The sequence below is a fragment of the Mesorhizobium hawassense genome, from assembly GCF_003289945.1.
Lineage (GTDB): Bacteria > Pseudomonadota > Alphaproteobacteria > Rhizobiales > Rhizobiaceae > Mesorhizobium > Mesorhizobium hawassense.
The window spans coordinates 263,938-287,127 of sequence record NZ_QMBP01000003.1 but is presented as its reverse complement, the minus strand read 5'-3'; the positions used below and the strand labels follow the sequence as shown (position 1 = coordinate 287,127).

General features: G+C 64.0%; 21 protein-coding genes. 14 read left to right on the top strand and 7 right to left on the bottom strand.

All coding sequences use genetic code 11. The features are described 5' to 3' along the window. Window positions 1-8: 8 nt before the first annotated feature. Window positions 9-1,067 (bottom strand): CobW family GTP-binding protein, encoded by a 1,059-nt coding sequence (locus tag DPM33_RS08670; RefSeq protein ID WP_112096992.1) that lies wholly within the window; start codon window positions 1,065-1,067, stop codon window positions 9-11. 384 nt (window positions 1,068-1,451) lie between these two features. On the opposite strand from DPM33_RS08670, the gene DPM33_RS08665 reads away from it, so the two are divergent. Continuing rightward, a complete protein-coding gene (locus DPM33_RS08665; protein ID WP_112097283.1) occupies window positions 1,452-1,925 on the top strand; it encodes a MarR family winged helix-turn-helix transcriptional regulator in 474 nt (157 codons plus the stop codon). A 148-nt stretch (window positions 1,926-2,073) separates the two neighbouring features. On the opposite strand, the gene DPM33_RS08660 is transcribed toward DPM33_RS08665, so the two are convergent. Next, the gene (locus DPM33_RS08660; protein WP_425373478.1) at window positions 2,074-2,988 is read right to left on the bottom strand and encodes an AraC family transcriptional regulator; all 915 of its coding nucleotides are present in this window, start codon (window positions 2,986-2,988) and stop codon (window positions 2,074-2,076) included. Between the two features lie 27 nt (window positions 2,989-3,015). Between DPM33_RS08660 and DPM33_RS08655 the strand changes: the two genes are divergently transcribed. From DPM33_RS08655 to DPM33_RS08635, 5 genes are all read left to right on the top strand, one after another. Continuing rightward, complete coding sequence (locus DPM33_RS08655) at window positions 3,016-3,423, top strand: DUF2000 family protein (protein WP_112097281.1); 408 nt, start codon at window positions 3,016-3,018, stop codon at window positions 3,421-3,423. A 177-nt stretch (window positions 3,424-3,600) separates the two neighbouring features. Continuing rightward, on the top strand, window positions 3,601-4,485 hold the full coding sequence (locus tag DPM33_RS08650) for a DMT family transporter (protein ID WP_167449014.1): 885 nt from the start codon (window positions 3,601-3,603) through the stop codon (window positions 4,483-4,485). Window positions 4,486-4,565: 80 nt separating this feature from the next. Continuing rightward, the gene (locus DPM33_RS08645; RefSeq protein ID WP_112096991.1) at window positions 4,566-5,588 is read left to right on the top strand and encodes a LacI family DNA-binding transcriptional regulator; all 1,023 of its coding nucleotides are present in this window, start codon (window positions 4,566-4,568) and stop codon (window positions 5,586-5,588) included. Continuing rightward, window positions 5,585-6,568: a 2-hydroxyacid dehydrogenase gene (locus DPM33_RS08640; RefSeq protein WP_112096990.1), complete on the top strand. Its 984-nt coding sequence runs from the start codon at window positions 5,585-5,587 to the stop codon at window positions 6,566-6,568. The genes DPM33_RS08645 and DPM33_RS08640 overlap by 4 nt, the downstream gene beginning before the upstream one ends. Window positions 6,569-6,664: 96 nt before the next feature. Further along, a complete protein-coding gene (locus DPM33_RS08635) occupies window positions 6,665-7,048 on the top strand; it encodes a hypothetical protein (RefSeq protein WP_112096989.1) in 384 nt (127 codons plus the stop codon). Window positions 7,049-7,060: 12 nt separating this feature from the next. Here the strand turns inward: DPM33_RS08635 and DPM33_RS08630 are convergent, their stop codons facing one another. Next, complete coding sequence (locus tag DPM33_RS08630) at window positions 7,061-7,834, bottom strand: gamma-glutamyl-gamma-aminobutyrate hydrolase family protein (protein WP_112096988.1); 774 nt, start codon at window positions 7,832-7,834, stop codon at window positions 7,061-7,063. Window positions 7,835-8,075: 241 nt separating this feature from the next. Between DPM33_RS08630 and DPM33_RS08625 the strand changes: the two genes are divergently transcribed. Continuing rightward, complete coding sequence (locus DPM33_RS08625; protein ID WP_112096987.1) at window positions 8,076-9,185, top strand: TRAP transporter substrate-binding protein; 1,110 nt, start codon at window positions 8,076-8,078, stop codon at window positions 9,183-9,185. A 237-nt stretch (window positions 9,186-9,422) separates the two neighbouring features. Here DPM33_RS08625 and DPM33_RS08620 read toward each other — a convergent pair whose 3' ends face one another. From DPM33_RS08620 to DPM33_RS08605, 4 genes are all read right to left on the bottom strand, one after another. Continuing rightward, on the bottom strand, window positions 9,423-10,451 hold the full coding sequence (locus DPM33_RS08620) for a zinc-dependent alcohol dehydrogenase family protein (RefSeq protein WP_112096986.1): 1,029 nt from the start codon (window positions 10,449-10,451) through the stop codon (window positions 9,423-9,425). A 128-nt stretch (window positions 10,452-10,579) separates the two neighbouring features. After that, complete coding sequence (locus tag DPM33_RS08615; RefSeq protein WP_167448995.1) at window positions 10,580-12,361, bottom strand: TRAP transporter large permease; 1,782 nt, start codon at window positions 12,359-12,361, stop codon at window positions 10,580-10,582. Then, complete coding sequence (locus DPM33_RS08610) at window positions 12,358-12,963, bottom strand: TRAP transporter small permease subunit (RefSeq protein WP_112096985.1); 606 nt, start codon at window positions 12,961-12,963, stop codon at window positions 12,358-12,360. Before DPM33_RS08610 ends, DPM33_RS08615 begins: the two co-directional genes overlap by 4 nt. A gap of 185 nt (window positions 12,964-13,148) precedes the next feature. Next, the gene (locus DPM33_RS08605; RefSeq protein WP_112096984.1) at window positions 13,149-14,054 is read right to left on the bottom strand and encodes a branched-chain amino acid ABC transporter permease; all 906 of its coding nucleotides are present in this window, start codon (window positions 14,052-14,054) and stop codon (window positions 13,149-13,151) included. A 93-nt stretch (window positions 14,055-14,147) separates the two neighbouring features. Here DPM33_RS08605 and DPM33_RS08600 point away from each other — a divergent pair, with 93 nt between their 5' ends. The 7 genes from DPM33_RS08600 (at window position 14,148) to DPM33_RS08570 (ending at window position 23,123) form a co-directional block, all read left to right on the top strand. Next, window positions 14,148-14,756, top strand: coding sequence for a CGNR zinc finger domain-containing protein (locus tag DPM33_RS08600; RefSeq protein WP_112096983.1), 609 nt, complete (start codon window positions 14,148-14,150; stop codon window positions 14,754-14,756). Beyond that, on the top strand, window positions 14,749-15,279 hold the full coding sequence (locus DPM33_RS08595) for a hypothetical protein (protein ID WP_112096982.1): 531 nt from the start codon (window positions 14,749-14,751) through the stop codon (window positions 15,277-15,279). Before DPM33_RS08600 ends, DPM33_RS08595 begins: the two co-directional genes overlap by 8 nt. Window positions 15,280-15,487: 208 nt before the next feature. Next, the gene (locus DPM33_RS08590; RefSeq protein WP_112096981.1) at window positions 15,488-18,961 is read left to right on the top strand and encodes an indolepyruvate ferredoxin oxidoreductase family protein; all 3,474 of its coding nucleotides are present in this window, start codon (window positions 15,488-15,490) and stop codon (window positions 18,959-18,961) included. Window positions 18,962-19,107: 146 nt separating this feature from the next. Continuing rightward, complete coding sequence (locus DPM33_RS08585; protein WP_112096980.1) at window positions 19,108-21,423, top strand: putative bifunctional diguanylate cyclase/phosphodiesterase; 2,316 nt, start codon at window positions 19,108-19,110, stop codon at window positions 21,421-21,423. A 326-nt stretch (window positions 21,424-21,749) separates the two neighbouring features. Continuing rightward, window positions 21,750-22,511, top strand: coding sequence for an N-acyl amino acid synthase FeeM domain-containing protein (locus tag DPM33_RS08580; protein WP_112096979.1), 762 nt, complete (start codon window positions 21,750-21,752; stop codon window positions 22,509-22,511). Between the two features lie 87 nt (window positions 22,512-22,598). Next, entirely contained in the window at window positions 22,599-22,748 is a 150-nt protein-coding gene (locus tag DPM33_RS08575) for a DUF3096 domain-containing protein (RefSeq protein ID WP_112096978.1), read from the top strand. 150 nt (window positions 22,749-22,898) lie between these two features. Beyond that, on the top strand, window positions 22,899-23,123 hold the full coding sequence (locus tag DPM33_RS08570; protein ID WP_112096977.1) for an aa3-type cytochrome c oxidase subunit IV: 225 nt from the start codon (window positions 22,899-22,901) through the stop codon (window positions 23,121-23,123). Window positions 23,124-23,190 lie beyond the last annotated feature (67 nt).

The window sequence follows — 23,190 nt, the reverse complement described above, 5'->3', positions numbered from 1 at the left end:
CGTCGGAATCAGGCCGCCTGGCAGGCGTCGAAGCTCTTCTTGAGCCGCTCGTCGTCGAGGTCGCGGCCGATGAAGACCAGCCGGCTTTCGTGCTTTTCGCCGTCTTTCCAGGCCCGCTGGTGGTCGCCCTCGAGGATCATGTGCACGCCCTGCAGCACATAGCGGTCCTCGTCGCCCTTCAGCGCGATGATGCCCTTCAGCCGCAGGATGTTCGGCCCTTCCATCTGGGTCACCTTCTCGATCCAGGGGAAGAACTTCTTCGGGTCCATCTCGCCGCCACGCAGCGACACCGACTTAACCGTGACGTCATGGATGTCGGAGGCATGGTGGTGATGGTGATGATCGTGACCGTCATGATGGTGATGGTCGTGATCGCAGTCCGGGCCGCATTCATGGTCGTGATCGTGGTCATGCGCGTCGAGGAAATGCGGATCGTTCTCCAGCGCGCGCGACAGGTCGAAGGCGCCGCGGTCGAGAACTTCGTCGAGCGCCACGCCGGAACGCTGCGTGCGATGGATTTTTGCCGCCGGGTTGATTGCGCGGATCGTCGCCTCGACCTTTTCGAGCTCTTCGGGCGTGACGAGGTCGGTCTTGTTCAGCACCACCACGTCGGCGAAGGCGATCTGGTCCTCGGCTTCCTTGGAATCCTTGAGTCGCAGCGGCAGGTGCTTGGCGTCGACCAGCGCCACCACCGCGTCGAGCTTGGTCTTGGTGCGCACGTCGTCATCCATGAAGAAGGTCTGCGCCACCGGCACCGGGTCCGCGAGGCCCGTGGTCTCCACGACGATGGCGTCGAAGCGGCCGGGCCGCTTCATCAGGCCCTCGACGACGCGGATCAGGTCGCCGCGCACCGTGCAGCACACGCAGCCATTGTTCATCTCGTAGATTTCCTCGTCGGATTCCACGATCAGGTCGTTGTCGATGCCGATCTCGCCGAACTCGTTGACGATGACGGCGTAACGCTTGCCGTGGTTCTCCGACAGGATGCGGTTGAGCAGCGTCGTCTTGCCCGCGCCGAGATAGCCGGTGAGAACGGTTACGGGGATTTGCGTCTGTGCATCGCTCATGGCTTGCCTCGAAAAAATCGATGTCCCTAGGGATTTGTCGGCCTCATATAGGATGGCGCGGCGGCTTTTGCACGTCGCAAACCGCTGGGCCAGCCGAGGCCTTGGTCAGGGCAGGCGCCAAGGACGGAGCGGGAGGGATCCCAACGGTCAAACGAGCGAGCGGTGGGAGGCGCCGCCTCGCGATCGTGCTCTTTCCGTTGTGAATCCCGTCGAGCCAAAAGTCGTTTGTCATCTAACTGAAATAAACCTCTGGCATCACCTGCGCGGGCACCGCAATGCTTGCCGGCAAAGCGTTCTCCAAGCCGGACTCTTTAAATCGTCATTTGCCAGCCGCCGCGCAGCCTCTATGCTGTCCGCACCGGTTCGGCCGAAGAGGGAATGACCATGGCCAAGGCGGACAAGACAGCGACAATGAGCCGGCTGCATTCGGCGGCGCGGCTGGCGCGCACGGCGCTCGCGGCGCGGCTTCTGGCGCATGGCTTCTACGCCGGCCAGGACCAGATCATGCTGGCACTCGACCGTGAGGACGGCCAGACCCCGGGCAATCTCGCCGGCCGGCTGGGCGTGCGCCCGCCGACCATCACCAAGACCATCAACCGGCTGCAGGCGCAAGGTTTCCTGGAGAAGCGCGCCTCCTCGGCCGATGCCCGCCAGGCGCACATCTTCCTCACCGAGTCCGGCCGTGAAACCATCCGCGCCATCGAGAAGTCGGTCAAGAAGACCGAGAAGCAGGCGCTGAAGGGCCTCGACAAGAAGGACCAGAAGGCGCTGTTCAAGCTGCTGGCCCGCATCGAGGCCAATCTGTCGAACGAAGATCTGGTGTTGATCGACGACGACGCGGAGTTGGATGAGGCGTGAAAGCGCGACGCGCAGCGTCGTCGCTCCACGCACCCACGTCGACATTGTTCCGTCAGCGCGATGCGCAGCATCGTCGCTTCAATCGCCACCCAAGCATCAGCAGCTTAACTGAAAGGGCGACGACGCTGCGCGTCGCGCCTGAGAGCTATCATCGGGCGTCTCGCGGTTTCGCGACGACGCTACGCGTCGCGCTTCGCACCAGCGTAGCCCAGCGCCCAGGCGTCACCCCGAACGCCTTCTTGAAATGCCGGTTGAAATGGCTCTGGTCGCTGAAGCCGGCGGCAGCGGCGATTTCCGCCAGCGACTCTTCCTCGACGATCATGCGCCGCGCCCTTTGCAGCCGGCGCATCAACAGGAAGCGATGCGGGCTGGTCGAATAGGTCGCGCGGAAATGCCGCGACAGTGCGTAACGGTCGAGGCCGGTAACGGCCTCTAATTCGTCGGAGCGAACCGGACGCTCGGCATTCTCTTCCAGATAGTCGCGGGCAAGTGACGCCGCGCGCCATGCGGTCTTGCCCGCTGATTTTGCCGGCTGTCCGGCATGGCGTCGCAATTCCTGCGCCAGCTGTGCAACGAAATCCGCCACGAACAGGTCGCCGAGTTCCTCGTCCAGCGGCGTCAGCGCCGAGAGCAGCGTATCGCGCAAGCGAGGGTCGCTGACCACGGCGTCGCGGACGAAAGGCAACGGCTCGCCGCCGAGGCAGTCGAGCAGCAGGGAGGGCTCCAGATAGAGGATCCTGTAGCGCAGGCCGTCCTCCGTGCCGGCGCCGCCATCATGCAATTCGTCCGGATGCAGCACGATCACCTGGCCGGGCAGGCTGTGCTGCACGGCACCGCGATAGTGGAAGCGCTGCACGCCGTCGAGCGTCACGCCGATGGCATAAGTGTCGTGCCGGTGCAGGTCGAAGGCGTTGCCGTGGAAGCGCGCCTCGATGCGTTCGAGACCGAGGCCGCCCGGCGCCGCAATGATGCGGTCCCTGCTCGCACCCGCGCACGAACGTTCAAGACCTTCCAGCGTCTCGCCGCCTAGACCCAGCGTCATCGCGTCATCCATGCCCGTCATGGGCCGTCTCCCGGAGTTTCCATCTTGGTGTTCGATTCGAAAATTGCAATTGTTCTGCGCGACGATCTGCCTGTGTGGCAGAAGCTCAACGTCACGGCGTTCCTGACCAGCGGTATCGTGGCGCAGTTCCCCCAGATCATCGGCGAGGCCTATCGCGACCGCGCCGGCAATCGCTACAACCCCATGTCCATCCAGCCGGTCATCGTCTTGTCGACGGATGGGGCGACGCTGGGCACGATCCATCGTCGGGCATTGGAGCGCGGCGTCACGGCATCCGCCTATGTCGAGGAGATGTTCGCGACCGGCCACGACATCGCCAACCGCTCCGTCTTCGCCGAATTTGGTCCCGACGACGCCAAGATCGTCGGCATCGCGCTTCGCGCCGAAAAGAAGCTGGTCGACAAGATCACCAAGGGCGCTCGCATGCACGCCTGAATCGACGGGTGTTGTTGCAGCGGCCGCTTTTGGTCCGGCCACATCGGACAATTGGCTTGCCGGCAAGCTTTGATTGCCGCAAAGGTGGGACCTCCGCCTTTGCTTCCTCCCGGCCCGAATTTGTCTGCTTCCAAAACCCAAGACGACAGCGCAACGCCGCCCGCGGCGATGCTTTTGATGCTTTGCGTCTATGTCTGCTTCACCTTTCTCGACACCTCCAGCAAATATCTGGTGCTGGCCGGCGTCTCGGCGCTGATCGTCGCCTGGACGCGCTTTACCGTCCATGTGCTGCTGGTGGGTCTCTTCCTGCGCGGCTGGCGCGAGCCGTCGCGCTTCCGCGCCAACAACCTGCCGGCCCATATCTTGCGCGGCTGCCTGCTCTTCGGCTCGACCATGTTCAACATCCTGGCGCTGAAGACGCTGCAACTGGCCGAGACCACGTCGATCTATTTCTTCGGCCCGATGGTCATCACCGCGCTTGCCGGCCCGCTGCTCGGCGAATGGGCCGGCTGGCGGCGTTGGCTGGCGATCCTCACCGGCTTTGTCGGCGTTCTCGTCATCACCCGGCCCGGCGTGGGCGTGTTCGGTATCGGCCATCTCTTCGCGCTGGGCTCGATGCTGTCGAACAGTTTCTACGTCATCATGACCCGGCGCATGTCGTCGACCGAGACGTCCGAGAGCCTGATCCTGTTCTCGGCCCTGGCGCCGGCCGTGCTGCTGTTGCCAACGCTGCCCTTCTCGCATGCGCTGCCGCAGGACGGCTGGCACTGGATCATTCTGCTGATGCTGGGCGTCTTCGGCGCCGGCGGTCACTATCTGCTGGTGCAGGCCTATCGCCTCGCAACCACCACGGCACTTGCGCCTTACCCCTATTCGCAAATGGTCTGGATGATCGTTTCCGGCTGGGTGATCTTCCACCAGTTCCCGGATCGCTGGACGTTGCTGGGCGCGGCCATCATCGTCGCCAGCGGTCTTTACATCATCCATCGCGAGCACCGGCTGCGCCTGCGCAACCTCGCGACGGTGGATACCGAAGCTGAAACTCTGGCGAAAAAACTTTGATTTGCTCCAAATCCGATGGCATAAGGCCGTTTTAAACAATTTAAAGACCTGAATCTGAAGACCCTGGGGAGCGAAGGGCACTGGCACAGAAGATCAAGCTTTCGACGATCGCGGATGCGCTCGGCGTCTCCACGGCAACGGTGTCCCTGGCGCTGCGCGACAGCCCGCTGGTGGCCGGCGCCACGCGCGAGCGTATCAAGGAACACGCCCGCGCCATCGGCTATATCTACAACCGCCGCGCCGCATCGCTGCGCACTTCGCGCTCCGGCATCGTCGGCGTCGTCGTGCACGACATCATGAACCCGTTCTTCGCCGAGATCCTGCGCTCGATCGAAAGCGAGCTCGACCGCAGCCGCCAGACCTTCATACTGTCCAACCACTACGATCAGCTCGAAAAGCAGCGCACCTTCATCGACACGCTGCTGCAGCTCGGCGCCGACGGCGTCATCATGTCGCCGGCCATCGGCACGCCGGCCGAGGACATCATCATGGCCGAGGAAAACGGCCTGCCGGCGGTGCTGATCGCGCGCACCGTCGCCGGCGCCGACGTGCCGGTGTTCCGCGGCGACGATGCCTATGGCACCGCGCTAGCCACCAATCATTTGATCTCGCTCGGCCACAAGCGCATCGCCATGATTGGCGGCACCGACCAGACATCGACCGGCCGCGATCGTTACCAGGGCTATGTCAACGCCATGGAGGCGGCCGGGCTGGAGGTCAGGCCGTCCTGGCGCATTCCCGGACCGCGCACCAAGCAGGGCGGTTTCGAGGCCGCGGGACAGTTTCTGGCGCTGAAGGACAAGCCGACCGCGGCCTGCTGCTGGAATGATCTGGTCGCCATCGGACTGATGAACGGCATCGCGCGCGCCGGCCTCGTGCCGGGCGTCGATGTCTCGGTCACCGGCTATGACGATCTCGAGGAGGCGGCGATCGCGACGCCGGCGCTGACCACGGTCTGGAACGGCCAGCGCGAAGTCGGCCGCCGCGCCGCCAGCGCCCTGCTCGATAAATTGAACGGGCAGGCGGTGCGGCCCTCGCAGGAATTGATCAAGCCGGAACTGCATGTGCGGCAGTCGACCGGCAAGCCGGTGGAGCGTGCATGACCAAGCCTGGGGAGTTGCAGACCGTCGCCGTTCTGGTGCCGGGGCACTTCAACGACCATGCTGTCGAGCGTATCGACCGGACCTTCAAACGGGTCAGGATCGAGCGCGCCGATCCGGCGCTGGTCACCGACGAGATGCGCCGCGACGTGCGCGCCATCGCTTCTTTCGCCGGCATCGATGCGGCAATGATGGACGCGCTTCCCAACCTCGAGCTCATCGCGTCCTTCGGCGTCGGCTATGATTCGGTCGATGCCGGCCATGCGGCCAAGAAAAACATCATGGTCACCAACACGCCTGATGTGCTGACCGAGGAGGTCGCCGACACCACGATCGGCCTGCTGATCAACACGGTGCGCGAAATGTACGTCGCCGAGAAATGGCTGCGCGACGGCGACTGGGTCAGGAAGGGCCACTACCCGCTGAGCCGGCTTACCTTGCGCGGCCGCCGCGTCGGCATTTTCGGCATGGGCCGCATAGGCCTTGCCGTGGCGCGCCGCATTGAAGCCTTTGGCCTGCCGATCGCTTACCACAACCGCCGCAAGGTCGAACGCCTCTCGTACCAATACCATGCCACGTTGAAAGGCCTTGCCGAAGCTGTCGACACACTGATCTGCATTGCGCCAGGCGGCGCCGCCACGGAGAAGGCGATCAATGCCGAGGTCTTGTCAGCGCTGGGTTCGAACGGCGTCCTGGTCAATATCGGCCGCGGCTCGACGGTGGACGAGGCAGCCCTTGCCGCCGCCCTCAAGAACGGCACCATCGCCGCCGCCGGGCTGGATGTCTTTGCCGACGAACCGAACGTGCCGCAGGCGCTGCTCGATGCGCCCAACGTCTCGCTGCTGCCGCATGTCGGCTCGGCCTCGGAACACACGCGCCGCGCCATGGCTGATCTCTGCGTCGACAATCTCGTCGCCTGGTTCGGCGAGCGCCGGCCGCTCACACCGGTTCCGGAAACGGTCAACGTGAAGGCCCGGGCTTAGCATCATCGCCACATTCATTAATGCTTTTGCCGCGCTTTAACGCCCGCTTAACCCTTCGAAATCATTTTCCATACTGCGTAAGCATGGAGAAGCAGGGTGAAGCTCGCAGCGGGTTTGGTCGCGTCGGTTGCATTGTTCGGAGGCGTGCATTTCTTGCAAGGCGGCGACGGTCGAAGCGCCACCCCGGAGGCTGCTCCGTCAAGCGACTATCAGCTGACCGCCAACGGTGACGAAGCAGCCTGCGCCGTTCATCGCGGCGCCGAGATATCCAACGGCCTGTCCCTGCTCAGCGTTGCCCCGAATTGCCGTAAGCTGATGCCTGGCATCGAGCACGTCAAATTCTGGCGCGAGCAGGCGGATGGATCCGTGGCGTTCAGCCAGAACGGCGTCGACCCGATCGTCACCTTCGGTGTTGCCGATGGCCACGGCTACGAGTCCTACGCGCCGGCCGCGCCGCTTCTGGCGCTGAACAACGACTGAGATTAAGCGGAATTACTCCGCCGCCGCGCGGGCTCCGGTCTTCGCCGCCGCGTGCAGCCGCACGGCATCGCCGAAAGCCTTGAAGATCTTGGCGGAGTTGCTGTCCGACTTCACCCAATATTCGGGGTGCCATTGCACGCCGACCGCGAAGGCGCGGGCATCCTTGACCGAGACCGCCTCGATCGTTCCGTCGGTGGCCAAAGCCTCGACCTGGAGCCTGGAGCCCAGCAGGTCGATCGCCTGGCGATGCAAGGAGTTCACCTTGATTTCCCCGGCGCCGAACACGCCGGCAAGGCAGCTTCCAGGCTTGATCGAGATCGTCTGGTGGATGCCGAAGCGCTCGTCCTGATTGTCGCTCACCGCCGCGCGGTGGTCGAGCGAGCCCTCGCGTTCCTGGATCTCGGTGCCCAGAGTGCCGCCCAGCGCAACGTTCAGCTCCTGGATGCCGCGGCAGATGGCAAGCAGCGGCACGCCGCGCTCGATCGCCTTGCGGATCAGTGGCAGCGTGGTGGCATCGCGCGCCGGATCGTAGGGGCCGTTGGCCTCGCTCGGATCGCCGCCATAGAGCGAAGGATGCACATTGGACTTCGAACCGGTCACCATGACGCCGTCGACCGCCGACAGCAATTCGTCCAGGTCGAGCCGATCGCCGAAGGACGGCACCAGCAGCGGAAACACCCCGGCCCCCGCGACCGCCGCTTCCAGATATTGCTGGGGTGCTGCGTGCCAGGTGTAGTTGTCGAACTGGCGGACGTCGGACGAGACTGCGACGAGCGGCTGCTGCATTTTGGGTTTGCGTTCCTTCGAGAGCTAAGGAGTTAGACTGCCTGCAAAATAGGCGATCTGAAGGCAGTTTGCCATGGCAAGTTTCGCTGCCTCGCATAGGCCAGGGCGAATGGCGTTAGACTATAGTTGCACGTTGCCCGTGATGCTGGACTCGACATCTTGCCCGTGTATTGTTTCGCGCAACCGGCCAAGGCAGCAAGGCCTTTAGGTCGGTCAGCTGATCCGCAAGGGAGGAAACTGCATGGATCGTCGTTCATTCATCCGCAAGGCCGGTGCGTCCGGTGTCGGTGCTGCGGCAGCGGCCGCGGCGCTTGCCACGCCGGCGATAGCCCAGTCCAATCCGAAAGTGACCTGGCGGCTGGCATCGTCCTTTCCGAAATCGCTCGACACGATCTATGGCGGCGCAGAAGTCTTCTCCAAGATGCTGTCGGAAGCGACCGACGGCAATTTCCAGGTCCAGGTCTTCGCCTCGGGCGAGCTCGTTCCCGGCCTGCAGGCCGCCGACGCCACCACGGCCGGCACCGTCGAGGCCTGCCATACGGTGGCATATTATTACTGGGGTAAGGATCCCACTTGGGCGCTGGGCGCCGCCGTGCCCTTCTCGCTGAACGCGCGCGGCATGAATGCCTGGCATTACCATGGCGGTGGCATCGACCTGTTCAACGAGTTCCTTGCCACGCAAGGGCTGTTCGGCTTGCCGGGCGGCAACACCGGCGTCCAGATGGGCGGTTGGTTCCGCAAGCAGATCAACACCGTCGCCGACCTCTCCGGCCTCAAGATGCGCATCGGCGGGTTTGCCGGCAAAGTGGTGCAGAAGCTCGGGGTGGTGCCGCAGCAGATCGCCGGCGGCGACATCTACCCGGCGCTGGAAAAGGGCACCATCGACGCCGCCGAATGGGTCGGCCCTTATGATGACGAAAAGCTCGGCTTCTACAAGGTCGCTCCCTATTACTACTATCCCGGCTGGTGGGAAGGCGGCCCGACCGTCCATTTGATGTTCAACAAGGCCAAGTACGAGGAATTGTCGCCGGCCTATAAGTCGCTGGTGCACACGGCTGCGCAGGCTGCCGACGCCAATATGCTGCAGAAATATGACTACCTGAACCCGGCCGCCGTGAAACGGCTGGTTGCCGGCGGCGCCAAGCTGGCGCCGTTCAGTCAGGAGATCATGGCGGCCTGTTTCGAGAAGGCCAACGAGGTCTATGCCGAGATGGAATCCAACAACGCGCCGTTCAAGAAGATCTGGGAATCGATCAAGGCCTTTCGCAAGGAGCACTATCTGTGGGCCCAGGTCGCCGAATACAATTACGACACCTTCATGATGGTGCAGCAGCGCAACGGCAAGCTGTAGGCGTTTAGCACCTTCTCCCCGTCACTATACGGGGAGAAGGTGCGGGGCGGCGCAGGCTTCGGCGGTTGAATTGCCCTGGGCTCAAGCGGAAGGCTGAAGCCCCAACCTCGTGCCTTATCTATCCAGCATTGGCGCTGCCCCTCACCTGCCTGCCGGCATCCTCTCCCCGTATAGTGACGGGGAGAGGGGCGCTGTCATCGGCGGGTTCGCCAATCGCCGACGCTGCAAGACTGCACTTCAGCTTTTGCCCGGCACCACCAGCACCTTGACCTCTCCTGGCGCGGGCGGGTTGGCGATCACGTCCGGTGCTTCTTCCAGGCTGACATGTTTCGAAATCAGCCTGTCGACCTCGATCGCGCCGGAGGCAATCAACTGCGCCGCCCGGTCATGCGTGAACGGATTGAGGAAGGAGCCGAGCACCTTCAACTCGCGGAACAAAAGATCGAACGGCTCGATTTCCACCTTCATGCCTTGCGGCACGACGCCGATGATGACGACGGTGCCGCCGGCCCGGGCCATCCGTGTCGATTGCTCCACCGTATCGCGCACACCGGCGCATTCCAGCACGACGTCGACACCGCCGGGCACCAGGCCGGACGGACCGGCGATAGCTGCGACAGGGTCACCGGCGCTCGGATCGATCGTCGCCGTCGCGCCGAGCTCCTCGGCGAGCGCGCGGCGCGAGGCCTGCCTGGTCGACAGGATGATGGTCGTTGCCCCCGCGAGCTTCGCCAGTTGCACGACGAGCAGGCCGATGACGCCGCCGCCAAGCACCACCACCGACGCGCCCGGCCTGATCGCGGCGAGGTCGACGCCGTGCAGGCAGCAGGCCAGCGGCTCGCAGAAGGCGCCATGCATCGGCTTGAGATTTGCCGGCAGCTTGAACGCCTGCTTGCGCGGCATCAGAACGTAGTCGGCGAAGCCGCCGTCGCGGTGGATGCCGATGGCCCTGAGATTGCTGCAGAGATTGACGCGGCCGGCATGGCAGTGGGCGCAGCGTCCGCAGGCGATGTTGGGATCGCCGGTGACGCGGTCGCCGACCGCAATGCCGGACACCGCCTCGCCGACGGCTTCGACGATGCCGGCGAACTCATGGCCGAGCGTCACCGGCGGCGTGCAGGGGAACTCGCCGTGAAAAAGATGCCGGTCGGTGCCGCAGACACCGCAGGCCTCGATGCGCACGAGAACGTCCTCGTGCCCTGGAACGGGTTTTGGGATCTCGCGCAACCCGATGTTGCCCACCGCTTCCAGTCGCACGGCTCTCATGGCTATCACCTCAGAGCAATTTCAGGAAAAGTGTGAAGCGGTTAGGCTCGGCGGCTTCGCCGTAGCCTTCCGTCCGAAATTGCGTCAAAACAAAGAGATAGGGCATTTCTCCGTTTCTGTGAAATGCCCTAGTTGAATTTGGGCGGTTGCGACAGGTCCGGCGCCGGCGCTGCCGGCTGGGTCGGCGCGTCGCCGAAATTGGGCGGTTGCGACAGGTCGGGCGCCGCCGGCGCGCCGCCACTGGCGGGAGCCGCGTCATTGTTGGCCGGGGGCGTGCCGAGCGGCGCCAGCGCGGGCATGTCGGGCAGCTTGATGTCGATAGTGCCGGGCTCCACCACCGGCCCCTTGTAGCGCATGACCATTTGCGGGAAGGCGATGGTGAGCCCGATCATGATCACTTGGATGCAGACGAACGGCACCGCGCCCCAATAGATCTGCCCGGTGGTGACCGGCGCGATCTGCTTGCCGGTGATCCTGTCGAGGTAAGGCACGCGGGCCGCGACCGAGCGCAGGTAGAACAGCGCGAAGCCGAAGGGCGGGTGCATGAAGCTCGTCTGCATGTTGACGCCGAGCAGCACGCCGAACCAGATCAGGTCGATGCCGAGCTTGTCGGCGGCGGGCGCCAGCAGCGGCACGATGATGAAGGCGAGTTCGAAGAAGTCGAGGAAGAAGGCGAGCACGAAGACCAGGATGTTGACGCCGATCAGGAAGCCGGTCTCGCCGCCGGGCAGCGAGGTCAAGAGGTGCTCGACCCAGATGTGACCGTTGACGCCGTAGAAGGTGAGCGAAAACACCCGCGCGCCAATCAGGATGAACAGCACGAAGGAGGAGAGCCGCGTCGTCGAGGCCAGCGCCTGCTTGATGACGTCGAACGACAGCCGCCCCTTTGCCGCAGCCATGATCAACGCGCCAACTGAACCCATCGCGCCGCCCTCGGTCGGTGTGGCGATGCCGAGGAAGATCGTGCCGAGCACCAGGAAGATCAGCGCCAGCGGCGGGATCAGCACGATCACCACCTGCTGCGCCAGCTTGGACATCATGTTGATCCTGAGCCGCTGGTCGGCGATCGCCACGATGTAGATGACGATCACGCCGACGGCGGCGCCAAGGATGTCCGCATTGTCGCCATGCGCCGGCGCGAGGTACCGATAGGCCGCATAGGAGATCGCGCCGGCGACCAGCAGCGCCACGATCAGCGAGATCACGCCGTGGCCGAGCGTGCGGGCTTCGAGCGGCAATGCCGGCATCGCGTTCGGCCGGACGATCGACACGATCAGGATGTAGAGCATGTAGATGCCGGTCAGCACGAGGCCGGGGACCAGGGCGCCGGCATACATGTCGCCGACCGAGCGTCCAAGCTGGTCGGCAAGCACGATCAGGACCAGCGAGGGCGGGATGATCTGGGCCAGCGTGCCCGAGGCTGCGATGACGCCTGACGCGAGACGCCGATCGTAGCCGTAGCGCAGCATGATCGGCAGCGAAATCAGGCCCATGGCGATGACGGAGGCAGCCACCACGCCGGTCGTGGCGGCAAGCAGCGCACCGACGAAGATCACCGCATAGGCAAGCCCGCCGCGGATCGGGCCGAACAGCTGCCCCACCGTGTCGAGCAGATCCTCGGCCATGCCGGAGCGTTCCAGCACGATGCCCATGAAGGTGAAGAACGGTATCGCCAGAAGCGTGTCGTTGGACATCACCCTGGTGCCGTAGAAATTGTCGGGCAGCGCATGCAGCAGCGGCCAGGCGAGGTTGATCGACCCGCCGGAATAGGGCGACAGCACCACGCCGATGAAGAAGAACAGCAGGCCGTTGGCGGCGAGCGAGAAGGCGACGGGGTAGCCGATCAACAGGAAGATGATCAGCGAGGCGAACATGATCGGCGCCATGTTCTGGGCGATGAATTCGATCATGAGCGGACCTCGCCCGCGATCGCCTTGGCTTCTTCGGCCAGCGCCTCGGCCTCGAGCTTGGCCTGGTCATGCGCCGACACGAAGGGATTGGGATCGTCCATGTCGCCGCGCATGATGGCGATCTTCTTGATGATCTCGGAGACACCCTGCAGCGCGAGCAGGAAGAAGCCGACCAGCAGGATCGCCTTGGCCGGCCACACGATCAGGCCGCCGGCATTGGTCGACATCTCGCCGCTGTGGAAGGACAGCGACACGTAGGGCACGAAATAGATCACCATCAGCACCACGAAGGGCATCAGGAAGAGCAGGTGGCCGAGCAGGTCGATCCAATGTTGCACGCGCTGCGAGAACATGCCGTAGACGATGTCGATGCGGATATGGTCGTTCTGCTTCAGCGTGTAGGCGGCGGCCAGCATGAAAGCGGCGCCGAACAGGTACCATTGCAGCTCCAGCCAGGCATTGGAGGAGATGTCGAACACCTTGCGGATGACGGCATTGCCGGCGCTGACCAGGATCGCGAGCAGGATCAGCCACGAGACCCAGCGACCGATGAATTCATTGATGCGATCGATCGTCCTGGAAAGAGCGAGAAGCCCGACCATGCATATCCTCCCTGATCAGCCCCGCGCCCGATTCCCCCCCGGTGTCGCGTCGCTTGGCCCAACGGTATGCAGTGCGTGGTCCGGCAGGTCAACATGGCAAAGCCGCGCCGAACAGGTCGGCACGCCAGACAGCGCCGAAACGCCACCGTTTGACGATACGTCATGCAACCAAAGTCTGGGAAAGCTCAGGCGATCTTGGCCTGATCGCGCCCGGCGCCGATCAGCACCAGCATGGCGACGAGGAAGAGGTAGATCCAGGCGTCGCGCCATTCGAGCGGGAAGTAGCCGGCCCAGAGCGATTCGGCCATGCCGAAGGCGGCGGCGCCAAGGGCTGCCTTGAGCGGCGACAGATAGCCGCCGACGGCCGTCACGAACAGGATCTTGAGACCGTAGACCAGTCCGGTGCCGAAGCTGACATTGCCGTAATAGAGACCCGCCAGAACGCCGGCCAGGGCCGCGCAGAAACCGCCGAACAGCACGGCGCGGCGGAACACCGCGGTGACGTCGACGCCGCACATCGCCGCCGCCTTCGGATCGTCGGAGACGGCGCGCCATGAACGGCCGAAGTTGGAGTGGGAAAACAGCCAGGCCGCCAGCGCCACCAGCGCGACGACCACCGCGCAGTCGAGCAACTGGATGACGGTGAGCGTGACCTTGAAGCCGTCGCCCTCGGCGAAAATGATCGGGGTGGCGAGCATCGGCGGCAGCCACAAATCATGCGTGTCGGCGGCGATGCGGCTGGCCTCCGACAGGAAGATCAGGATGCCGAGCGTCGTCACCACGATGGCGTTGGGCGAACGGTCGGCCAGCCGTTCGAACACGCTGCGCGACAGGACATGGCTGATCAGCGCGGCGTAAAGCACGGCGGCGGCCACGCCGAGCGCCACCGCCGCGGCCAGCGTCAGCCATAGCGCCTGGTAGCCGAAGGCGGCGGTCAGGATCATCGTCTGGCCGCAAAAGGCGAACAGCGCGCCATAGGCAAGGTTGGTGCGGTGCAGGATGCCGTTGGTCAGCACATAGCCGAAGGCGAGCAGCGCATAGAGCGCGCCCGAATGCAGCCCGTTCAGCACCTGCTGGAAGAAATAGAGCATGCGGTGTCCCACGGGCCGGACAATCCGACCCGCCCGAAAACTTGCATTCGGAATCTAACTTGTCAAATGCGTTTTATCGGTTAGATTTCTCTCATGACAGTCTCCTGGACCCCGCACCGCTTCACCGGCGGCATCCTTGCGCTCGACACGGCGAACACGGTCGTGCTGCGCAACGATCCGGAAAAAACGTTTGACCGCTTCGACGATCCGGCCGAGATCGCCCGCTTCGCCGAAGCGGCGAGCGGTTTCCGCGCCGCCGAGCTCGGCGGCCGGCGGCTGAAGGCGCAGGAGCCGAACGGCATAAAGCCGGCCGTCATCTCGATCCGCGAAGCGACCGACCGCCTGTTTCGCCATGCCGTGTCGAACGGCGCGGTCGCGACCAGCCACCTGCCCGATTTCCTGACGGCCTGCGCCGGCGGACTGTCCGGCAGCGCGACCGAGATCGGGACGCCGGGCCAGCCTTTCGGCGATCCGCAAACGCCGATTGCCTTCGAGGCGGCTCTGGCCGTGTCGGCGCTGTCGCTGCTGCGCGACGAGACGGTGGCGCGACTCAGAATCTGTCCCAATTGCAGCTGGCTGTTCGTCGACCGCAGCCGCAACGCCAGCCGCCTCTGGTGCGACATGGCCGTCTGCGGCAACCGCCAGAAGGCAAACCGTTACTACCGCCGCCGCACGGCGGGCAAGGAGGCAACCAATGGCTAGCAGTTTCTTCCGTTCGATCGTCGTCGGCGCCGCTTTGACCGCCGCGGTCGCGCTCGGCGCCTGCCGCGACACCGGCAAGGACCAGCTTTTCGCCATCTCCGGCAAGCTGTTCGAGTTCAACTACCGGCTAGCCATCGCCACCTATGTCATCACGCTGAAGCCGCTGCGGCGGATGGTCGACGGCCAGGTCGCGGTGGTGAGCTTCCAGAACCCGGCCGGCGGCGAGCCGCTCATCGTCAACCAGAAGATCTGGCCGAAGCTGCCGCATATCACGCTGACCAGCCCGCCGCTCACCTGCGTGGTCAAGGACAAGCCCTATTCCGTCTCGATCCGCATCCAGGATGCCAACGGCACGCTGCTGCAAAGCATCGATACCACCATGACCTCGTCCGAGGACCAGACCATGCTGCCGGACCGGCCGCTGGTGATTGGGCCGAAATACGAGCTCAATCCCGACCTCGCCGGTCATCCCGACGGCAAGCTGCCCGACGAGGCGAAGCCCGATTGCTCGAAGGCGACCTGAAATGCGTGTTTCAACGCGAAATTTTTGTTCTTCACGAAGCGGTTAGCATGACCTTGCGTGCGCGGCGAACTACTCGCCAGACCGTTTGTTGCGTGTTATTTGGCACCTGCGATTTTGTTTGACCTCTCCCGCAAGGGAAGAAAGACTGCGGCGTCCCACTCCGACGTTGGCCGCTTTTTGGTAAGCGCCGCCGCAGAGGAAATGCCTGATGACGCTGCACGACGTCGCGCTCGACGACAAGTTCGACCTTGGCAAGGAGCGCGTCTTCCTTTCCGGCGCGCAGGCTGTCGTGCGCATGCTTTTGATGCAGCGCGAGCGTGACCGCCGTGCCGGTCTCAACACCGCGGGCTTCGTCTCCGGCTATCGCGGCTCGCCGCTGGGCGGCCTCGACATGCAGCTCTGGCGGGCCAAGAAGCAGCTCGCCCAGGCCGACATCGTCTTCCAGCCCGGCCTCAACGAGGAGCTTGCCGCCACCGCCTGCTGGGGCTCGCAGCAGACCGAATTGCTGGGCGAGGGCACGCATGACGGCGTCTTTTCGGTCTGGTACGGCAAGGGGCCGGGCGTCGACCGTTCCGGCGACGTCTTCCGCCACGCCAATCTTGCCGGCTCGTCGAAGCATGGCGGCGTGCTGGCCCTGATGGGCGACGACCACATGGCCGAATCCTCGACCAATGCGCATGCCACCGAGTTCCTGTTCGTCGACACCATGGTGCCGATCCTCAATCCGGCCGGCGTCCAGGAGATCATCGACTACGGCCTCTACGGCTTTGCCATGTCGCGTTTCGCCGGCACCTGGGCGGCGATCAAATGCGTCAAGGACAACATCGAATCGTCCGCATCGGTCGACGCCTCGATCGAACGGCTCAACATCGTCATCCCTGAGTTCGACATGCCGCCGGGCGGCCTGAACATCCGCCACGAGATCGACATGCTCGGCCAGGAAGAGCGGCTGCACGAGTATAAGCGTGCCGCCGCTTCGGCCTTCATCCACGCCAACGGGCTGAACCGCATCGTCTACTCCGGCGGCCGCAATCCCAAGCTTGGCGTCATCACCATCGGCAAGAGCTATCTCGATGTCCGCCAGGCGCTGGAGGATATCGGCATCGACGAGCAGGCCGCCAACCGCATCGGCATCCGCCTGTTCAAGGTCGGCTGCCCATGGCCGCTGGATTTCCAGCACATCGCCGAGTTCGCGCGCGGCCTCGACACCATCGTCGTCGTCGAGGAAAAGCGCTCGCTGATCGAGGTGCAGCTGCGCGAGAACCTCTACGGCACCGCCACGCAACCGGTGATCGTCGGCAAGAAGGACGAGCGCGGCGACTGGCTGTTTCCGGCCAAGGGCGCGCTCGATCCTAACGAGATCGCCATCGCGCTCGGCGAACGGATCCTGCGCACCATAGGCCATTCCGAAGAGATCGCCGCGCGGGTGGCGAAGCTGCGCCAGTTCCAGGCGATGCTCGCCGACACGCTCGACATCGGCTCGCGCACGCCCTTCTTCTGCTCGGGCTGCCCGCACAATTCCTCGACCAAGGTGCCGGACGGCTCGCTGGCCGCCGCCGGCATCGGCTGCCACTTCATGGCGCTGTGGATGGACAGGAACACCGTTGGCTTCACCGCCATGGGCGGCGAGGGAGCGCAATGGGTCGGCCAGGCGCCGTTCTCCAAGCGCGACCATGTCTTCCAGAATCTCGGCGACGGCACCTACAACCATTCCGGCGTGCTGGCGATCCGCTTCGCGCTGTCGAGCGACGCCAACATTACCTACAAGATCCTCTACAATGACGCGGTGGCGATGACCGGCGGCCAGCCGCATGAGGGCGGCCTGACCGTCGACATGATCGCGAAACAAGTGCGTGCCGAGGGCGTCGACCGCATCGCCGTCGTCACCGACGAGCCGGACAAATATGCCGGCAAGGCCGAGTTCCCGGCCGGCATCACCATCCATCACCGCGACGACCTCGATCTCGTCCAGCGCGAATTGCGTGACGTGAAGGGCGTCTCGGTGCTGATCTACGACCAGACCTGCGCCGCCGAAAAGCGTCGCCGCCGCAAGCGTGGCACCTTCCCCGATCCCGACAAGCGCGTCTTCATCAATGAGTTGGTCTGCGAAGGCTGCGGCGATTGCGGCGTGCAGTCGAACTGCGTCTCGATCCAGCCGGTCGAGACCGAATTCGGCCGCAAGCGCCGTATCGACCAGTCGAGCTGCAATAAGGATTTCTCCTGCGTCAACGGCTTTTGCCCGTCCTTCGTCACCGTGCATGGCGGCAAGATCAGGAAGGCCGAAGGCATTGCCGGCAGGGCCGATCCGCTGGATGGCGTGCCCGCGCCGGCCGAGTTCCGCATGGGCGGCCAAGGCTGGGCGGCGATCATCGACGGCGTCGGCGGCACCGGCGTCGTCACCGTCGGCGCCGTGCTCGGCATGGCCGCGCATCTGGAAGGCAAGGGCTGCGGCATGATCGACATGGCCGGCCTCGCCCAGAAGGGCGGCTCGGTCTTCACCCATGTCCGCATCGCCCCGACGCCGGAGGACATCCACGCCATTCGCGTTTCGGCCGGCAAGGCCGACCTCGTGCTCGGCTGCGACCTCGTCGTCTCCGGCGCCAAGAAGGTGCTGGGCGCGGTGCGCGAGGGCCACACGATCTTTCTCGCCAACACCGCCGAGATCATGCCTGGCGAATTCACCCGTTCCGCCGATTTCTCGTTGCCGGTCGAGCGGCTGAAGAAGGCGATCCGCGCCGCTGCCGGTGAGGATAACGCGCACTTCTTCGATGCCACCCGCACGGCCACCGCTTTGTTCGGCAATTCGCTCGGCGCCAACATGTTCATGCTCGGCTTCGCCTTCCAGCATGGCGGCTTGCCGCTCTCGGCCGAAGCCGTTGAAAAGGCGATAGAATTGAACGGCGAAGCGGTGGCGATGAATGTCGCTGCTTTCCGTTGGGGCCGCCGTGCCGCGCACCAGCCCGATTTCGTGCGCGGCCTGGTCGCCCAGACCGGCAAGCCGGCGTCGAAGCCGGTCGAGACGCTGGACGACGTCATCGCCCGCCGCGCCGCGTTCCTCACCGCCTATCAGAACGCTACTTACGCCAGGCGCTATGCCGACCGCGTGGCAACGCTGCGCGCCGCTGAAGCCAAGGCCGTGCCCGGCTCGACCGCGGTGACCGAGGCCGTCGCCAGAAACCTCTTCAAGCTGATGGCGATCAAGGACGAGTATGAGGTGGCGCGGCTCTACACCGACGGCTCCTTCGCCGCCGACCTCGCCAAGCAATTCCAGAGCTACGAGAAGCTTGAATTCCATCTTGCGCCGCCGATCCTCGGCCGGCGCGGCAATGACGGCAGCCCAAGGAAATCGAGCTTCGGCCCGTGGATGATGAAGGGCTTTCGGCTGCTGGCGGCATTGAAGGGGCTGCGCGGTAGCGCCTTCGACCTGTTTGGCTACACCGCCGAGCGGCGCATCGAGCGGCGGTTGCTGAAAGAATACGAGGCCGATCTCGATCTCATCGCCGGCGCGCTGGCGCCGGGAAGGGTCGAGGCCGCGGCGGCGCTGGCTTCGGTGCCGGCGCTCATCCGAGGCTACGGCCATGTCCGCCGGGCTAGCGCCGGGAAAGCGGCGGGCGAGCGCGAGCGATTGATCGAGCGTTTGGCCCAGGCGCCAACGGAGCCGGCGCTTCGCGCGGCGGAGTGACCACGCCGGCGCCAATTTTGCATCAAACCCCTCAATTTCCTGGTCTGCCTCGCTTGTCGCAACCCTCCGCAACCGGGGTCTAATGCTGTTCTAAGCCTTTCTTAAGGCCGGTATGGCATGACAAGGCGCAGTGTTGGGCCAACGGCATGGGTAGAACAAAGACCGAGAACATCCCCGCGGATGTTTACATCCAGTTTGTGCGGTCGTTGTTCGACAACGCCCACATGCTGGTGATCGGTGGCGTTTGCTACTGGATCCTCGGATTCATGATCTACTGGCGGACGCACAACCCACTGTTTCTGGCTTTTTCTTTCGCTCTGCTCTCCATCAGCCTTTTCCGTTACTTGGGGATACGCGGCTTCCTGAAGGCAGGCGGCACCATAGCCAATGTCGAAGAGGCGAGGCAGTGGGAGCGCAACTACATCCTGAAGGGCAGCCTGCAGGGCCTCGGGCTCGGCTCGCTGTGCTTCATATCGATCTATGTTTATCCCGATCCTTTCGCCGAGCTGGCCGCGACGTCGCTGACCATCGCGACCCTGGTCACGGTCGTCGGCCGCAACTACGGCTCGCCGCAGATGGTGCGGATTTTCTCCGTGACCTTCATCGGTCCGGCGGCGCTGGGGCTCCTGCTGCGCATGGATTTCCCCTCGGTCCTGCTCGGCCTGATGATCATCCCGCTGACCTTCATCACCATCAACAGCGCCGACCATGTCCGCAACGTGCTCTTTTCCGCCGTCATCGGCCACAAGCAGGCCAGGAACCTGACGCGCCGGTTCGACCGCGCGCTCAACACCATGTCGCATGGCCTGGTCATGCTCGGCCCCGACGGGCGCGTCGCGGTGGCCAATGCCGAAGCCGCCCGCCTGATGTCGCTGAAATCGGGCGATGCGTTGCTCGGACGCTCGATCCACGGCCTTCTGATGCGCGGCGTCGCCGGCGGCATGCTGGCGCCGAAAGACTGCCGCTACATCGAGGCGCAGCTGACGCGCGCGCTGCGCGAAGGCCGCGACCGCAAGGTTCTGGTCTCACTCGCCAATGGCCAGCACTACGAATTCTCCGCCCGTGAAGGCAGCCAGGAATTGGGCGTCATCACCTTCGAGGACGTGACGGCTCGCGTCGAGGCGGAGGAGAAGATCCGCTTCATGGCGCGCTACGACAATCTGACCGGCCTGCCGAACCGCGCCTATTTCCACGAGCTGGTCGGCGAGGCCATGGCCTCCGGCGACCAGGAGCGGCTCTGCGGCCTCGCGGTGCTCGATCTCGACGACTTCAAGAGCGTCAACGACACGCTTGGACATCCGGTCGGCGACGGACTGATCTATGCAGTGGCCGAGCGTCTCGCCGCGATCGCCGGACCGGGCATCACCGTCAGCCGCTTCGGCGGCGACGAGTTCATGGTCTTCTTCGACCGGGTCGAGGACGAGAGCCATCTCAGCACCCTGCTCGACGAGATTTTCGCGGACCTGCAGGGCGAGGTGGACGTCGCCGGCCACGGGCTGCGCATCCAGGCCAGCGGTGGCGCGGTGCTCTCCAGGGTCAAGGATACCGACGCGGACGCCATGATCGTCAAGGCCGACCTTGCCCTCTACAAGGCCAAGGAGCTCGGCAAGAACAGCTGGCGGCTGTTCGAGGCAGCCATGGATGCCGCCTTCCGCAATCGCCAGCTGATGAAGGCCGATCTTCGCAATGCCGTGCAGGCCAGGGAATTGCGCGTCGTCTATCAGCCGATCGTGGCCGTCGACACCATGCGCATCGCCAGTTGCGAGGCACTCTGCCGTTGGGACCACCCCGATCTCGGCCCGGTCTCGCCAAGCGTCTTCATCCCGCTCGCCGAGGAGATGGGCATCGTTTCCGACATCAGCACGTTCGTGCTCGAGGCAGCCTGCGCCGAATGCTCCAAATGGCCGGCCCAGACCAGCGTGTCGGTCAACCTCTCGGCCAAGGACTTCCGCAGCCGCGACATCGTCCAGAAGGTCAGGGACGCGTTGGCCAAGTCGGGCCTGGCGGCGCACCGGCTCGAAATCGAGGTCACCGAGACCGCCTTGCTCGACGACAAGTCGCTGACGCGCGAGTCGATCGAGGAATTGAAGGCGCTTGGCGTGCGCATCGCGCTTGACGATTTCGGCACCGGTTACTCCAGTCTGAGCTATCTCCACAAGCTGCCGCTCGACAAGATCAAGATCGACCGCTCCTTCCTGGTCGACGTCAACCAGAACCGGCAGTCGCTCGATCTTCTGAAGGGCATCGTCAGCCTGTCCCGGACGCTGGGCCTCTCCGTTACCATCGAAGGCGTCGAGACCTTCGAGCAACTGAAGACGCTGGTTCATTCGGTCAAGCCGGACTTCGTGCAGGGCTTCCTCTTCGGCGCCGCGCTCAGCGCGTCGGGCATCGAGACGATGTCGAGCGTCACATGGCCCTTCGCCGCGGACCTGCGTATCGCCGGCAAACGGACAGCCAGCTAAGCAATCCCAGGAAAAGTATGGACCGGTTCTCCGGTCGAATTGCGTTTAAAGGCAGGCGGGTGCGCGCTCTTAAGAAACGCGGCCTGCTCAAGCATAGTCTAAACCCGCTACGCCTCGCGTTTCCAAGCTTTAAATCCAAACCGATCTTGATGGTGGATTTCAGGTGGGGGCAGATAACTGCCCACGGTGGAATTTGCTTCTTTCTCCTACAGCAGGCACGGCCATTAAGGTTAACAAGCGGTAAATCAGCGATCGCGAATTTTCAGCTTGTGTCTCATTTCAAGTCGAATAGCCTATTCATAGGCGGAATTCGAGGACGGACAATAATGGAAGCTGCGGCTAAGGGTGCGTCGGCTGGCGCCAGCTCAAAGGCTGACTCCCTGCTCAATCGTACGATGATGCAGCTTCTGGAGCATGTCGAATATCGCCTCATCACCGGGGGCGAGGATCTCGAGGCGATCTACCGGCTCCGCTACCAATCCTATCTCAAATCCGGCATGTGCGGCCCGATCGCCAGCGGGATGTTCGAGGATCGCTGGGATAATCTGCCCAATTCCTACCGGTTCGGCGTCTATTGCTACGGTGAATTGGTCAGCACATTGCGCTTTCACTATATTTCCGCCGCGCAGCCATACTCGCCGTCGATCGACGCCTATCCGGAAGTCCTCCTCGAACGACTTGCCCGTGGCGAAACCTTCATCGACGGAACCCGCTTCGCGACCGATCCCGACGCCGCGCCGGCGCCCGGCGTGCTGCCCTTCCTGACACTCCGGATCGCCATGGTGGCCTCCAATTATTTTGGCCAGGACTCGGTGTTGACCCCGGTCAAGGTCGAGCATTCTCATTTCTATGCTCGGTTCTTCAATGCCGTGCAGAAGAGCGAGGCCAAGCAGTTCCCGGGCGTTCTCGCCCCGATCGCGCTGTTCGAAATCCCGGCCGGCGAGAATATGCGCCGCACGCTCGAACGGTTCCCCTTCTACCAATCGACGCCGACGGAGCAACGGCTGATGTTCGGTAATCCGGCGATCAACCGGCTGACGCCGCTCTCCATCGTGCCGACGGCGAAATATTATCGCGCCGCTGCCTGAGGCGAACCTTTCGCTGGCTGGGCCGTTATCAGGTCCGCAGCCCAGTAAGACGGCGAATAGCGCCTGTCGCAGGAAAGGACCCGCTCCATGACCATCCATTCGTTTGCGCTGACGCCGCTGATCTCGCTGATCGCCGGCGTGCTGATCCTGGTGGTGCCGCGGCTCCTCAACTACATCGTCGCGCTTTACCTGATCGTCGTCGGCCTGCTTGGCCTGTTCCCGCATCTCGCCAGCTGAATTCTTGCGCCGGCCGCACGCGCGAAGGCACGGCATCCAATTTCAATTTTCCTTTGACGCTGTTGTCGCGGGCAGTGCGGCAATAGCGCCATTGCTCTTGGTTCGGCTTTTCGCTATGTGCCTCAAAGGCTTTTTCGAAGGGGTACTTCCATGGCTGATCACTCGCCGACCGGTCCTGTCGAGCTTGGCGCGCAGATGGACTATGCCGAGCATGACCGTACCTACAAGGGCTTTCTCGGCCTCGCCAAATACGGCTCGCTGGTCTGTGCCGCCATCCTCATCGCGATGGCCTTCGGCTTCTTCGTCGGCGGCTTCTTCTCGGCGTTGATCGTGTTCATCCTGGTTAACGCCGTAGGCGCTCTCATTCTGCGGTAGACTTCCCAAGCCCATTGCCCTCGACGTCGCCGGACGTCCCGGCCGACGCCTTGCGTAATCAAGGTTC

What these genes read in the sequence shown, in the direction of transcription:
- DPM33_RS08670 (WP_112096992.1), bottom strand. Translation starts at nt 1,067, where the DNA reads ATGAGCGATGCACAGACGCAAATCCCCGTAACCGTTCTCACCGGCTAT.
- DPM33_RS08665 (WP_112097283.1), top strand. Translation starts at nt 1,452, where the DNA reads ATGGCCAAGGCGGACAAGACAGCGACAATGAGCCGGCTGCATTCGGCG.
- DPM33_RS08660 (WP_425373478.1), bottom strand. Translation starts at nt 2,988, where the DNA reads ATGACGGGCATGGATGACGCGATGACGCTGGGTCTAGGCGGCGAGACG.
- DPM33_RS08650 (WP_167449014.1), top strand. Translation starts at nt 3,601, where the DNA reads ATGCTTTGCGTCTATGTCTGCTTCACCTTTCTCGACACCTCCAGCAAA.
- DPM33_RS08640 (WP_112096990.1), top strand. Translation starts at nt 5,585, where the DNA reads ATGACCAAGCCTGGGGAGTTGCAGACCGTCGCCGTTCTGGTGCCGGGG.
- DPM33_RS08630 (WP_112096988.1), bottom strand. Translation starts at nt 7,834, where the DNA reads ATGCAGCAGCCGCTCGTCGCAGTCTCGTCCGACGTCCGCCAGTTCGAC.
- DPM33_RS08625 (WP_112096987.1), top strand. Translation starts at nt 8,076, where the DNA reads ATGGATCGTCGTTCATTCATCCGCAAGGCCGGTGCGTCCGGTGTCGGT.
- DPM33_RS08620 (WP_112096986.1), bottom strand. Translation starts at nt 10,451, where the DNA reads ATGAGAGCCGTGCGACTGGAAGCGGTGGGCAACATCGGGTTGCGCGAG.
- DPM33_RS08615 (WP_167448995.1), bottom strand. Translation starts at nt 12,361, where the DNA reads ATGATCGAATTCATCGCCCAGAACATGGCGCCGATCATGTTCGCCTCG.
- DPM33_RS08610 (WP_112096985.1), bottom strand. Translation starts at nt 12,963, where the DNA reads ATGGTCGGGCTTCTCGCTCTTTCCAGGACGATCGATCGCATCAATGAA.
- DPM33_RS08605 (WP_112096984.1), bottom strand. Translation starts at nt 14,054, where the DNA reads ATGCTCTATTTCTTCCAGCAGGTGCTGAACGGGCTGCATTCGGGCGCG.
- DPM33_RS08600 (WP_112096983.1), top strand. Translation starts at nt 14,148, where the DNA reads ATGACAGTCTCCTGGACCCCGCACCGCTTCACCGGCGGCATCCTTGCG.
- DPM33_RS08595 (WP_112096982.1), top strand. Translation starts at nt 14,749, where the DNA reads ATGGCTAGCAGTTTCTTCCGTTCGATCGTCGTCGGCGCCGCTTTGACC.
- DPM33_RS08590 (WP_112096981.1), top strand. Translation starts at nt 15,488, where the DNA reads ATGACGCTGCACGACGTCGCGCTCGACGACAAGTTCGACCTTGGCAAG.
- DPM33_RS08585 (WP_112096980.1), top strand. Translation starts at nt 19,108, where the DNA reads ATGGGTAGAACAAAGACCGAGAACATCCCCGCGGATGTTTACATCCAG.
- DPM33_RS08580 (WP_112096979.1), top strand. Translation starts at nt 21,750, where the DNA reads ATGGAAGCTGCGGCTAAGGGTGCGTCGGCTGGCGCCAGCTCAAAGGCT.
- DPM33_RS08575 (WP_112096978.1), top strand. Translation starts at nt 22,599, where the DNA reads ATGACCATCCATTCGTTTGCGCTGACGCCGCTGATCTCGCTGATCGCC.
- DPM33_RS08570 (WP_112096977.1), top strand. Translation starts at nt 22,899, where the DNA reads ATGGCTGATCACTCGCCGACCGGTCCTGTCGAGCTTGGCGCGCAGATG.